At 42.4% G+C, this 13,467-nt stretch carries 10 protein-coding genes and 1 riboswitch; of the genes, 8 read left to right on the plus strand and 2 right to left on the minus strand.

Translation table 11 applies throughout. From position 1 onward, the window contains the following. Positions 1-117: 117 nt before the first annotated feature. The 7 genes from OCU87_RS19785 to OCU87_RS19815 all read left to right on the plus strand — a co-directional run bounded on the left by OCU87_RS19785 (position 118) and on the right by OCU87_RS19815 (position 10,264). Entirely contained in the window at positions 118-2,139 is a 2,022-nt protein-coding gene (locus tag OCU87_RS19785; protein WP_261859191.1) for a TonB-dependent receptor, read from the plus strand. A gap of 131 nt (positions 2,140-2,270) precedes the next feature. After that, entirely contained in the window at positions 2,271-4,382 is a 2,112-nt protein-coding gene (locus OCU87_RS19790) for a TonB-dependent receptor family protein (protein WP_261859192.1), read from the plus strand. A 148-nt stretch (positions 4,383-4,530) separates the two neighbouring features. Next, positions 4,531-5,430, plus strand: coding sequence for a Fe(3+) dicitrate ABC transporter substrate-binding protein (locus OCU87_RS19795; protein ID WP_062689357.1), 900 nt, complete (start codon positions 4,531-4,533; stop codon positions 5,428-5,430). Continuing rightward, complete coding sequence (locus OCU87_RS19800) at positions 5,430-6,443, plus strand: FecCD family ABC transporter permease (protein WP_062689359.1); 1,014 nt, start codon at positions 5,430-5,432, stop codon at positions 6,441-6,443. The genes OCU87_RS19795 and OCU87_RS19800 overlap by 1 nt, the downstream gene beginning before the upstream one ends. Next, on the plus strand, positions 6,440-7,408 hold the full coding sequence (locus OCU87_RS19805; protein WP_261859193.1) for a FecCD family ABC transporter permease: 969 nt from the start codon (positions 6,440-6,442) through the stop codon (positions 7,406-7,408). Before OCU87_RS19800 ends, OCU87_RS19805 begins: the two co-directional genes overlap by 4 nt. A gap of 2 nt (positions 7,409-7,410) precedes the next feature. After that, entirely contained in the window at positions 7,411-8,175 is a 765-nt protein-coding gene (fecE, locus tag OCU87_RS19810; protein ID WP_094958347.1) for a Fe(3+) dicitrate ABC transporter ATP-binding protein FecE, read from the plus strand. Between the two features lie 319 nt (positions 8,176-8,494). Continuing rightward, entirely contained in the window at positions 8,495-10,264 is a 1,770-nt protein-coding gene (locus tag OCU87_RS19815; protein ID WP_094958346.1) for a bifunctional metallophosphatase/5'-nucleotidase, read from the plus strand. Positions 10,265-10,669: 405 nt separating this feature from the next. Here the strand turns inward: OCU87_RS19815 and ribB are convergent, their stop codons facing one another. Continuing rightward, positions 10,670-11,344: a 3,4-dihydroxy-2-butanone-4-phosphate synthase gene (ribB, locus tag OCU87_RS19820; protein ID WP_261859194.1), complete on the minus strand. Its 675-nt coding sequence runs from the start codon at positions 11,342-11,344 to the stop codon at positions 10,670-10,672. Positions 11,345-11,517: 173 nt separating this feature from the next. Further along, positions 11,518-11,701: riboswitch (FMN riboswitch) on the minus strand. 75 nt (positions 11,702-11,776) lie between these two features. Next, a complete protein-coding gene (locus OCU87_RS19825) occupies positions 11,777-12,715 on the minus strand; it encodes a hypothetical protein (protein WP_062689365.1) in 939 nt (312 codons plus the stop codon). A gap of 268 nt (positions 12,716-12,983) precedes the next feature. On the opposite strand from OCU87_RS19825, the gene OCU87_RS19830 reads away from it, so the two are divergent. After that, a complete protein-coding gene (locus OCU87_RS19830) occupies positions 12,984-13,175 on the plus strand; it encodes a hypothetical protein (RefSeq protein ID WP_062689367.1) in 192 nt (63 codons plus the stop codon). Positions 13,176-13,467: the final 292 nt, after the last annotated feature.

Genomic DNA, 13,467 nt, shown 5'->3' on the forward strand with positions numbered 1-13,467 from the left:
TTGTTTATTACTCTGTTTCACAAGGCAGTAAAATATAGATCAAAAATTATATATTGCAAATACAAATGATATTTGTTTTCATTCGCAGCCTGAATGTAAACTAAATGGAATTTGCAAATGACCTTTTCTAAAGCACATCCTTTATCTTTAGCGATATCAATCGCATGCTTCCCCACCGTTGTTTTTGCTACGGCTTCATCCAACTCAGATGAGGTGGTTCAGGTTTATGGCCATGCCTATCAAGGCTATGCTGAACATGCCCCACAATCTGGAACGAAAACGGATGTCGCATGGCTTGACGTTCCTCAGTCTGTGTCGGTAGTAACCAGCACTGAGATGGAAGACAGGGGAGCAGTGCGATTAGTTGATGCCTTGCATGGTGTGGCGGGTGTGAATAACACCTTGGGTGAAGGTAGTCGTGATCAGTTTGTAATACGTGGCTTTGATACGCTTAATGATACTTATCGTGATGGGCTTCGAGATGATGGTAATCTTCAGTCGTATCGTAGTTTAGCGAATATTGAACGCGTAGAGGTGGTTAAGGGCGCTGCCGGTGCGCTGTATGGACGAGGCTCTGCGGGTGGTTTGATTAATTTAGTGACCAAGCGTGCTAATGGAGAAAGCTTTACACGAGTAAAGGCAGGTATTGGCAGTAATAATAAATATACTGGTCAGCTTGATAGCTCAATGGCGTTGTCTGATTCAATCAATGGTCGTGTGAACCTTGAATATCGCAAAGCGGATTCATTCGTCGATCATGTTAATTCTGAAGATTATTTTATTGCACCTACGGTACGTATTTCGCCAGCAGATGGGCATACCCTAGATCTTGATATGGAATATTCGCATCAAGAGTTAGTGCCGTATCGTGGCGTACCTTCCAAAGATGGTAAGCCAGTGGATGTTCCGACGAACACATTTTATGGTGGCACCAATGATTTTCAAAAGTCGGATAGCATACGTTTAGCGCTGAATTATGAATGGTTAATTAACAGCGACCTTCAATGGAATAACCGAGCCTCTTGGAACAAGATTGAATTACAACAAAAAGGTACGAGACAGGGAACCGTTACGGGTGATCAAGTTTCTCAAACAGTCAATAATTTTGGTTACGACCCTCGTACAACAACCACACTGCAATCGGAGTTAGTGTGGGATACGGGTATGAATCAGCTGATGGTTGGTGCGGATTATAACCAAATTAATATCGACTTAACGCTCGCGAGTAATAAGACTATTCCATCAAAAGATATTTATGATCCGACTGTGGGACCTACACCAAATCCTGGTTTTGCTCCATTTAGAGATAACGTCACTAAAACGACAGGATTATATATTCAGGATGTTGTTACCTTTGGTGATCTTTCTCTGATTGGTAATGTTCGCTACGACAAAATGGAGCTAGAGCAACAAAAGGTTGGCAAAGAAAAAGAATATCTTAGTGATAATAAAGTGAGTTACCGAGCAGGTGCGGTATATCGTATCACCAATGACGTTTCTACTTATGCCACTTTAGCGCGTTCATGGCAGCTCCCGTATTCAGGTATTTATATTAATCCTAAATTAGCCGAGTTTTTCCATACTGATCTTCAAGAGTTAGGTGTGAAAGCTTATTTATTGGATGATGCATTAATGCTGAATGCGGCATTATTCCAAATTGATCAAGAACAGCCTAAAACAAATACTGACGGGGATGTCGTCGATAAGACAGAAGCGCGTCATAAAGGTATTGAATTAGAAATTCGAGGGCAAATTACACAGAAATGGAATGTCTCTGCGGGATACAGCTTCTTAGATGCAAAAGATAAGAAGACGGGCAAAAAACCTAACGATGTGTCTGATCATTTATTCTCCCTGTGGAGTACTTACCAATTAACCGAAAACTGGCGATTTGGTGGTGGTGCAAAATATGTTGGTGAACGTTTCTCTGGTAACAGTGAAGCGGTTTCATTGGGCGACTACACGACGGTTGATTTAATGACTGCTTATACTTTGGACCAACATAAAATTCAGCTTAACGCTTCTAATATCTTTAATGAGAAATACATTCTAGGTGCAACGAATGGAAAATCAGGCCTGAACCAAATTGGTTACGGTGCACCAGCTGAGTTCATGCTGACCTACGGTTATCAGTTTTAGTTATTTTTAATTTGATTTAAAAATTAAATTTTAAGTGGGCAGGTAAAACTTCCCACTTAGTTAGATGTTGCCGAAAGGTAAGACTTGTTGCTGCCTAAGGTATTGCCCATAAAATTAAGGACATAATAGATATGTTTATCAAGGAACAAACTCGTTGGGAGCCACTACGCTATTCCGTATTAGCGGCTTCTATTGTTTTTGCACTTAATGCACAGGCTGAAGATGGATCAATACAAGCAAACGCAGATATTGAAACCATAGTAGTAACCTCGAGTGTTATAGGTACGTCGGATCAAGTGGATGTCAAAGAATATCCAGGTAGTCGTACGGTTATTAGTGCTGAACATATTAAGAAAACGGCATCGAATTCTATTGATGCTGCTTTGCAAAAAGTGCCTGGTATTAAAGTACAGGATGAAACGGGTACGGGTGTTTTACCGAATATTTCAGTTCGTGGTTTAAAGGCTAGCCGTAGTGGTCATGCGCAGTTCTTGATGGACGGCGTTCCATTAACATTAGCGCCTTATGGGCATACAGGGCAGTCAATTTTCCCTGCAACATTAGCAAGTTTAGATCGGATTGATATTGTTCGTGGCGGTGCCGCAGTGCAATATGGCCCGAATAATGTTGGTGGTGTGATTAACTTAGTCACTAAGCCGATTCCGACAGAGTGGCAAACAGAAATTAGCAACCGTTTGACCGTCTTCGAAGGGGGAAATACGCCACTTAACGACCTTTATTTACGTACGGGGGGTTGGCTTACCGACAACTTTGCCATTCAGGTAGAAGGCAATGTGCTGCGTGGTGAAAGCTTCCGCGAACACTCAGATACGGATGTGAAGAATTTCCAAGTTAAAACTGATTGGTTAATAAGCCAGACGCAAGAGTTACAAGCATTTGTTCAGCATTATGATGCCGATACGCAGATGCCTGGGGCGCTTTCGCCTAAGGATTATGAGCAAGATAGAAAACAATCTAAGCGTCCATACGATGAGTACCAAGGTAAATCGACGCGTGGAAGTCTGAGGTATTTACATGATCTCGATTTAGCGGATAGCGCTCAGTTTGAATTACTTACTTTTGGTCATAAATCAACCCGTAACTTCCAATGGGGGTTTAACGGTGCGGGCGGACATTGGGCTGATCCTAGCTTACCCTCAACAGATATTCGTACCTCACCGCGTGAGTTTAAGGTTTACGGTGTTGAGCCTAAAATATCAATGTACTTTGGTAGCCGCAGCTCAATTTCTCAAAACTGGATTATTGGTGCTCGATATGTCAGTGAAGACATTGATTATAAGTTGACGCAAACGCCTATCGCTGGAGGTGCAACAAAAGTACCGCGCGATTGGCACTTAGATACCAGTGCGTATGCAGCTTACGTAAGTAACGAAATTGGCTTTATGAATGACCGATTGAAAGTCACACCAGGCTTACGTTATGAATCCATTAATATGACGTTTAAAGACTTTGGTAAAGAAGAAACTCACGATAATAAAGTCACTGAGTTGCTACCAGGGTTAACGCTTGCTTATAACATAACAGATGCTTGGGTTGGTTACGCTAATACCCAAAAATCATTGCGTGCACCGCAAATCGCCTATATTCGAGGAAAAGGCGAAGAGGGCAGTGAGCTGGCATGGAACTATGAGCTAGGTGCTCGATTCACTGAGGATCAAAATAGCTTCAATGTATCGCTGTACCGCATTGATTTTAAAGACCAACTTCAATGGCAAAGCGCGACTCAAACCTTTGATAATATAGGTAAGACACGTCATCAAGGTGTGGAAGTCTCAGGTCGATACGCGCCAGACTTTGTCGCCGATTTAAGCTTTGGGTTGGGTTATAACTACCTAAATGCAACCCTTGAAGAAGGGGCAAACAAAGGAAATCAACTGCCTTATACGTCTAAGCATCAATTTATTTGGGATGCGACGTACGAGATTTATGGCTTTGCTTCAACCTTATCTGGTTTCCACTTCAGTGATGCATATTCCGATAATGCTAATACCGATATAGAAGATGCTACTGGCGCGAAAGGTAAGATATCTGCGTATACAGTGTGGAACTTCAATGTGGGTAAGGAATTATATAAATCAGGCACTCATTCTTTAAACATGAACCTAGCAGTTAATAATTTGCTTAATGAAGAATATTACTTCCGTGGGATTGATACAAGCCCTGTTGGTCGTTATCCCGCACCTGAGCGCTCTTACAGCATAGACATTAATTACCAGTTCTAATACCAGTACAGATTGTAGATCAACTGGTTATCAAAGTGTCATCTATACCAAACTAGTCAGCATTTTTGCTGGCTAGTTTTATTTGTATTGATTCTCATTAGCGATCGCAATTAGAATCAAGCACCACAATATTCATAGGGAGTCGAATATGTCTTTTCGAGTAATGACGATATTCACGTTTTTTTTCTCGTTATTAGTATCAACGCCAAGTTTGGCTGAAACACGGAAAATTCAAGATGAACACGGCACGTTCGAAATTACGGGTACACCCCAGAGGATAGTGGTTCTGGAATATTCTTTTGTTGACGCATTAGCGGCAGTGGGTATTTCACCCGTCGGTATTGCTGATGACAAAAAAGCCGAGCGTATTATTCCTGCTGTCCGTAATGTTATTAAACCGTGGACATCAGTCGGCATGCGACCTCAGCCCAGTTTGGAAGTGATTTCAGCACTAAAGCCAGATTTGATCATTGCAGATGCGGAACGTCACACCGCAATATATGGCGATTTGTCTCTTATTGCGCCAACCTTGTTACTGAAAAGTCGTGGTGAAACCTACCGCGAAAACTTACAAGCGGCTGAGAAAATTGGTATCGCGGTTAATCAGCACCAGAAGATGAAAGCGCGTATCGATACACATAATGCAAAAATACAGCGTTTTAAAGCACAATTTGCAAGCAAAGATACCATTCAATTTGCCGTTATTACTGATAAGGGCATGTGGTTACATGGTCCAGCCTCTTATGCTGGTGGTGTGATTACGGCATTAGGTTTAAAAAGCCCTATGCCAGATCAAACAGAGAAAGCATACTTCCCGACTAGCTTTGAACAGCTTCTAAAAGTGAATCCTGATTGGCTATTACTTGGCGCCTATACAGAGCAAACTGTGGTTGATAGTTGGCAGAAAAATCCACTCTTTAATATCCTCACTGTCGCTAAAAAACATCATGTTATCGATGTATCGCCTGAGCTTTGGTCATTGAATCGAGGGATGCTGGCAGCGGAAGGTATTGCTGAAAACCTTGCAACGGTTTTGGTTCAACAATAATGCAAACTAGAACGTCAGACTACATACAGCCACTCGCGATCAGTTGTAGTTTATTTATCATTATTATTTTTGGCTTCGCAGCTTCAATGCTCTCGTGGTCAAGTTTTTCGTTGAAATTACACGACCTTCAAGCGTATTTATTTGCATTTGATAATTCGAATATTGAGCAACAAATCTTAGCAACCTTACGTGCGCCTCGCGCTTATGCTGCACTAATGATCGGGGCAAACTTGGCTGTTGCTGGCGCAATAATGCAAGGTTTAACGCGAAATGCATTAGCATCACCATCAGTGCTTGGGATTAACGCAGGTGCTGCATGTTTTATGGCGTTAGCGAGTATTCAAGTACCTATTTTAAGCCAACTTCCGAGTGTACTGGTTGCGGCGGTGGGCGGTGTCGCAAGTGGTTTGCTGGTCATGCTTTTAGGGGGCTTCTTTTCTGAAAGGCCTCATCCGCTTAAGCTGGTATTAGCGGGGATTGCCATTAATGCATTGTTGATTGGTTTAACGCGCGCAGCGGTGATCTTAGCTGATGATATGGCGTACAGCGTTATGCACTGGCTAACGGGGTCGTTGTCAGGTGTAGATTGGGAGCTATGGCGTCAATTATGGCCGAGCAGTGTCGTTGGGTTGTGCTTAGCTTTCTATATTGCGCGAAATTTGAATCTATTGTCGCTTGGCGATGATGTTGCAACAGGTTTAGGGCTGAATATTCGAACGACCCGAACGTTTGCTTGTGTATCGATTGTACTACTAACGGGTTCAAGCGTAGCCATTGCTGGTCCGATTGGATTTGTTGGCTTGTTGATCCCCCATATCGCTAAAAAGCTCGTGGGCAGTAACTTTTTAGTTCTTTTGCCAGTATCTGCATTGTGCGGGGCAACATTAGTTTGTTGGGCTGATGCTCTATCTCGTGGTATCGCTTTTCCATCAGAAACACCCGTTGGCGTTATAACGGCTCTGATCGGCACTCCTTGTTTTATTATGCTGGCATTAAGGAATAAGTTGTCATGAGCCGACTTAAGTTATTTTCACTGCTGGCAATTTTGCTGGTATTGGCATCGTTAAGCCTTCTTATTGGGGCATCATCACTTAGCTCAAGTCAGGTTATCGCGACTTTATTTTCGGGCGGAGAATTTGATTTTATTGTTAACCAATACCGTTTTCCTCGTATGGTACTCGCCATTGGTGTTGGGGCGGGGCTCGGTCTATCTGGAGCCTTAGTTCAAGGTGTCATTCGTAACCCTCTTGCATCACCAGATCTCATGGGGATTAGTGCAGGGGCTGGATTAGCCGCAACGGCCTTGTTGGTGTTTTTTCCTGCTTCACCTGTTTATTTATTACCGCTAGCGGCTGTGTTTGGTGGAATGTTGGCCGCTGCATTAATCATGGCTTTTGCCTATATATCTTCACCGACACCTGCACGTCTAGCCTTAATTGGCATCGCGGTGAGCGCGTTTTTATCAAGCTGCATTGATTTTTTACTGATAGTAAATCCCATTGAAATTAATACGGCAATGGTGTGGTTGACAGGGAGCTTATGGGGACGTAACTGGGAGCAAGTTCCTATTATCTGGAGTGCGCTGGCACTGCTATTACCTTGCGCTTTTTGGTTGGCATGGCGATTAGATGTAATGGGACTTGGAGAGGAAAGTGCAACGTCGTTAGGTATTAACCCTTCTCGTGTGCAAGCCCTTGCCCTAGTGGCCGCGGTAGCGTTAGCCAGTATCAGTGTTTCTGTAGCAGGAACCGTTAGTTTTGTGGGGTTACTTGGCCCGCATTTAGCACGAATGTTGTTTGGTCATAACCATAAACTGTTATTACCTGGTGCGGCGATCGTTGGCGCTCTATTGGTGTTGGTCGCCGATATTCTAGCGCGAGGACTCCAACCTCCTGTTGAGTTACCTGCGGGCGTTCTAACGTCACTTATTGGCGCTCCTTATTTTATTTACTTACTACAACGTCACCGAGGTTGGTAACCATGCTCTGTACAAAACAGCTTTCTGTCGCTTACGGTGATAACACTATTATCCGTGATTTATCGCTAACGATCCCCGAGGGGAAAATTACGGCTCTGATTGGGCCTAACGGCTGTGGTAAATCAACCTTGCTAAAAACACTAGCAAGAATTAACAAACCTGTATCTGGTGACGTTTATTTCGACAATCAGCCGCTACATCAATACCCAGATAAACAGCTGGCTCAGCGAATTTCACTCTTACCGCAAATGCTGGTGAGCCCAGAAGGTATTACTGTGCGTAAATTGGTTGAGTATGGGCGTTCGCCTTATGTCTCTCATTGGGGAAAGCTCAGCTATAAAGATAAAGACATTGTTGATCAGGTGATGGAAGAAACAGGTGTGTTAGCTATGGCTGACAAGCAAGTCGAATCGTTATCTGGAGGACAGCGTCAACGTGCTTGGATTGCGATGGTTATGGCGCAAGATGCAGATATAGTAATGATGGATGAGCCGACAACGTATTTAGACTTATCGCATCAAGTTGATCTGATGCATCTGATGCGAAGAATGAATGATAAAGGTAAAACGGTTGTCGTCGTGCTTCATGACTTGAATCAAGCATGTCGCTACTGTGATTATTTGGTTGTACTTAACGATGGGCAACTTGTCGTTCAGGGCGAACCTGAAACGGTATTTACAGCGTCATTGTTAAAAGAAGTGTTTAGCTTTGATGCACATGTTGTTAAGGATCCTGTTGCGAACAGCCCGATGTGTATTGCTTTATAGATTATATTGTTGTGAGGGGGCAACTTTAACGAAGAAAGCTCTTTTCATGTATGGGCGAATATCTTACTTATTGATTAAGTTTAACTTTATATTTGTATGACCATTGCTTTTTCTCGTGAGAATTTGAACAATGGCGTCCCAGATGAAAACTGTTTCGGTTTGGTAACAAAGGTTTTTCCAAATATTCATCATGGGTAGAGTACAACTCTGTGTTATATTTCGTTTTACATCACGTTTTTCTCGTAAGTGGCATCTCATTTTTGTCTTACAACGTGATAGACCTCTTTATTCTTTATTCACGGAGGGACGCTGAATCATTATGACTCAACATCGCGCAGCTAAAATTACAATTGCTCATATCAATGACACGCATTCACATTTTGAGCCTTCCGCAATTCAATTTAACTTACCTATGCCGACAGAGCAGGGTGAGAGTCTTCCTGTGTACGCCAGTTGTGGCGGATTTTCACGTGTATCTTCTGCTGTGCAGGATGTTAAAAAACAAGCGTATTTGCATGGACGTGAATTCATGTTTGTTCATGCCGGTGATTGCTTTCAAGGCACTTTGTATTTCTCTCTATATAAAGGGATTGCCAACGCGAAGCTCTTGAATGCTATTGGTGTAGAAGCGATGGCGTTAGGCAATCATGAACTCGATATGGGGAATCAGACAGTCGCTGATTTTCTCGATTATACAAATTTCCCTTTATTAGCCGCTAATTGGGATCTTACCCAAGAAGATCAAACTAAAGCTAATCCGTTGCAATCTAAGCCGAACGTATTAACTTACAAGCCTGCAACGGATAAATCACCCGCTTATGGGCGCTATCTGGTTAAATCAGTCGACGGTGAGAAGATTGCTGTTTTTGGTTTAGCTATTGAAAACATGGAAGGGATCGCGAACCCAGACCCAGACACGCATTTTCTTAATGTACTAGAGGTCGCAAAAGCAACTGTAAGTGTTATTCGTGCTAATGGCATTAATAAGATCGTTGTTCTAAGCCATTTAGGTTACGCGCGTGATCTTTTATTAGCAGAAGAATTAGACGGTGTTGGTGCCATTATTGGTGGCCACACGCATACCATGCAAGGTGACTTTTCTAACCTTGGTTACGGTGTAACTGATGGCTATGCTCGTATGATCAGTGGCACTTGTGTTGTGCAAGCTGGCTGTAATGCTTTGTCACTTGGTCAACTTGAATTAGATTTTAATGCCGATGGCAGTGTTGAACGTGCTGGTGGTGTTCATCAGTTGTTACTTGGCCGTCAATTTACCTTAGATGCTTCGCGTACAGAACATTTAGAAGAAGGTCAGCATCAAGCCGTGAAGGCATACCTGCAGGCACAATCTAACGTACGATTTTGTGTTAAAGATCCTGAAATTGAAAATCTGCTGAACAATGATTATCGCCCAGCAGTGCGCAAGTTGCAGACGCAGCTCATTACCAAAGTACCTGAACCTTTGCGTCATACTCGTATTCCAGATGCCAAAGGCCCAAGCCAAATTGCGCCTTTAGTTGTTGATGCGTTTCGTTGGCAAGGCGTACAGCAGGGCTATGATGTTGATTTTGCCATTCACAATGCGGGTGGGGTACGTGCATCATTGAACCCGGGTCCATTGACCTCTGCTGATATTGCAGGACGTTTATTACCTTTTGCTATTGGCCTGATGGTTTATAAAGTTAAAGGTAAATACCTGCGTCAAGCACTTGAAGGTGCAATAAACAATGCCATTGATAATGGTGTTGAAGGCACGGGAAGTGGTAGTTTTCCATATGTATCGAACTTACGTTTTACTTATCGGTGCTGTGCAGAGAAAGGTGCGCGTGTAGAATCGTTAGAAACCTGTAAAGATAACGAGTGGCGACTGATCGAAGATGATGTTGTATATACATCGGTATCTTCTGGTTATACCGCGACAGGTAAAGAAGGTTATGATGCGTTGCTCAACTATGACATGGAGCCTGTTGCATTGAACGTGACGATGGCTGAAGCGTTTGAGGCTTATGCTCATACGCTTTCCGAGCTTAGAGCGCCTGATTCGATTCGTGTTAACTACATTCCTTGCCAATGTGCGGATGTTGCTTAGCTTAAGTATTGTCTTCGTTGGTTAACCCTTTAAAAAACATCAACCTTGGTTGGTGTTTTTTTTGCGCTTTACCAAAGTTAGATATCACCTCTCGAAATCTCAAAAATCCGTGTGAAATCCGCTCAAGAAATGTTCAGTGTTGACGATAAAAATACAGAGGGTGTAGATGTGAGATAACAGTAGAGTTCGTATGGAGTTCGTATGCATAAAGATTGGATAGACGTCGCTATGGTCGTAGGCTGGGTTTCTGCGTGGGGAATATTGATTTATTTGATGCCATCTGTTGGCTTATAACACCGAATCGTTTAAATAAAGGTGTTTTTACGACAGTATTTATATCCGTCTAAACTAGATAAAAAAGCTGCACCATAGCAGCACAGCTTTTTCGTAGCTAAGCATTAAGCATTAAGCGATTTCAGCTAAAGCGTCCTGCGTATTTGCTTCTTTTGCCAAACGATAAGCGGCTAAATCTTCAATGGTTAGCACTGGCATATCATGCTCTTCACCAAACGCAATAACCTCTGGTAGGCGTGCCATTGTGCCATCTGGGTTCGTAAGCTCACACAAAACACCGTATGGCTTCAAGCCTGAAAGACGCATTAAGTCGATGGTGGCTTCAGTATGACCACGACGCCCCAGCACACCTTCTGCATTCGCTTTTAGTGGGAACACATGGCCTGGGCGGCAAAGATCGGATGGTTTAGCATCGTAAGCAATAGCGGCTTTGATGGTTGTTACGCGATCAGCGGCAGAAACACCTGTTGTCACGCCATGTGTTGCTTCGATCGTCACTGTAAAGCCAGTTTCATTGGCGCTAGTGTTGTTTTCTACCATCATAGGTAATTCAAGCTGTTCAACGCGCTCGTCCGTTAAACATAAGCAGACAATGCCTGAACATTCACGGATCATTAATGCCATTTGCGCTGGTGTTAAGGTTTCTGCTGCGAAAATGATATCGCCTTCGTTTTCACGATCTTCATCATCAACAACAAGTACACCGCGACCTTGGCGGATTGCTTCTAACCCTGCTTCAACACGTTGGAAAGCAGTTCCGAAAGGGGAAAGTAGAGACTGATTCATGGTAAATAACTCCAAATATAATATTGATACCAGAATCAGGGCATAGAAAGGCAGCGTTTCAGGAAAACTGAAATAACTTAAACCACCAAATTCTCGATACCTAGGTGTAAGCAACTAGATATGAGTCAATAGTGTATATGTAAAGCATGAGGCAGCAATAGATACTGGCCTCCACTGATCCTCTTTCATCCGGACTATGACCGTCGGCTCTGGGTTTACACCAGATCTGCTGACCTTGAAAAAGCGAACAAAAAGCCCGTTATGTTCAAGCGCTCGCGGGCTGATAAAGGGTTATATAGAGAGTAACTGCCTTTATTTACCGCCGGTGGGGAATTTCGCCCCGCCCTGAGAATTCATCTGCATCATAGAAAAATCGTTTCGATCAGGCAAGCGATTCGCTTAAGTCGGTGTAATTTGTTTGAAGTTGGGACGTTATTGATTGATTTGTAGCCTAGATGCGCGCTTATGAAGTCGTGGCGATATGTATTTCACAAAAAGGGGTAAACAAAAGGTTGGAAATTGAATTGCTCCCATAATTGCGAGATATTCTGGCCCTAAATAACTACTTGCGACGGTAAATGTGAGCAATACATTTCGATTAGCAGCAGTTATTGCAGCAACTAATGCTTTGTCGACGCCTTGTCGGTGGTAGCAGATATATCCTGCTATAAAAAAGAGTGCGCATAACGTAATGCCGATTAACAGGTATTGCATGCCTAGCCAGAGCGATAAATCAAACATGTCACGGAACTCTCCGACGAGCCCGAAGGGAAAACTAAAGACTAATAGAATAGTGAACTGCGATAGTTTTCCGTGAATTCGGTGTAGGGTTTCTTTAGGTACTAAGTGGTGACAAAAAGCAGAAATCAGCATAGGCCCTGCAATAAATATAACCAAGCGTACGAAGTAACTCTTCATATCCAGGCTGAAAGCTTCGTCTTGGAAAATCATTAGATTAAAATAGAGAACAGCTGGCATTAATAACGTTGTTGCGATTGTCATTGCCATTGCTTCTAATGCATCTAAGCCGATTGAGCGTGCAATAGCCGGTGTCGCAAACAGCGAGCCTGTGGCTGTAACTGCTGATATTGCAACTAATAATGCGCTATTCACACCTAGCAGAGCGGCTACTGAACAGCTGATGAGTGATAACCCAATCGCATGGAATATGGCATAGCCCCATACTTGTCGTTCGGCTAGCTTTTTAATTAATACATTCTGTTTTATGCCAAGCAGGGTAAATAGCATAAGGAAAAACAGAATGAGAGGGAGATAGGGGAAAAGTGCTTTTGATGCGTTGGGTATTAAAAAGCCTAATACAGCCGCAAGCATTAAAAGTAATGATGAATGTTTTGAAACAAATGACAACATAAAAAAGACACTCGCTAAATTGTTGCCTTATTGTTACTACAAGCTGCAATTAAAAACAAACTTATTCTATGTTATTCATTAGATAGCTAAAAAACGTAGTTTTATTCATTCTTTTTGTTGTTATATTCCTCCTGCCTAATTCTTGCCTAACAATTAATTAACGTATTAGTTTTTCTTATTTTAATTTGAAAATATTGTCATTTTTGGAACGAAAAATAAGCGGCTATTATTACCGCAGTTCAAAATTAAACCATAAGTAGAGGCAATCATGGCACAGGCACTTAACTTCGATACCATTGCTCCAGCAAGCACTGAAACTAAGAAAGCCTATGCGTTAGATATCAAAGGATTGATTGCACACGCATTAGACGTTCTTTTTGGCGGCTCTAAGTCACCTAAACAATATAATGTATCGGATCTTCCGGTACACCTACAAAAAGACATCGGCATGTATCGCTAGTCGATAACTGTAGTTATTAATAAATTCTAAACGCCAGCTCTGATGCTGGCGTTTTTCATTTCTGAAGCCTTCACAACTCTCTTTACGCTCTGTTTTATTCATACCTTGTTGTTTTCCTCACTCGTTATTCACGATAAATCGAAGTTGATTGACTTTACTTCATACCTTTGTTGCTATTCTACATTGTTCTTTTTTGTCTAAATTGCGCTCAAGGCAATGCTTCACAAGGGTTTTTTTCTATATTTTAACCTTGGTTTAATTTTTCTTCTGTACTCTGTGGCATTATCAATAG

It is taken from the genome of Photobacterium sanguinicancri (assembly GCF_024346675.1).
Lineage (GTDB): Bacteria > Pseudomonadota > Gammaproteobacteria > Enterobacterales > Vibrionaceae > Photobacterium > Photobacterium sanguinicancri.